Origin of the sequence: Pseudomonas meliae (assembly GCF_001400515.1) — a bacterium.
Classification (GTDB): Bacteria; Pseudomonadota; Gammaproteobacteria; order Pseudomonadales; family Pseudomonadaceae; genus Aquipseudomonas; species Aquipseudomonas amygdali.
In genome coordinates this window covers 1-260 of record NZ_LJQT01000267.1, presented here as the reverse complement: position 1 = coordinate 260, position 260 = coordinate 1, and the positions used below count along the sequence as shown (strand labels likewise).

Sequence of the window (260 nt, the reverse complement as noted above, 5' to 3'; positions counted from 1 at the left end):
GCCACCGTTCTCACCGAAACGCCGGCGAGCGTTGCAATCGCAGAACGCACCAGTGCCTTGCCCTGGTCTTGAAGCTGCCTGCACGCGGCTCGGATCTTCGATTCTGTGGCTTTGTGCCGCAGTTCATGGGTGCGCCTGGCAGCCAGGCTCTGCCGTTCGGTGAGCGACAAGCTGCTATCGAGCTGCATTGCGCCTCGATGGCAACGACGATCACCGGTGTAGCGATCCCACGTCCAGCGACCTACGGATTTGACCGTGGC

The 260-nt window shown here is 62.3% G+C and carries 1 pseudogene; it reads right to left on the bottom strand.

Going from position 1 to position 260, the window contains the following annotated elements:
* Positions 1–260 (bottom strand): annotated as a pseudogene (locus ALO64_RS12345) (replication initiation protein); the annotation flags it as partial.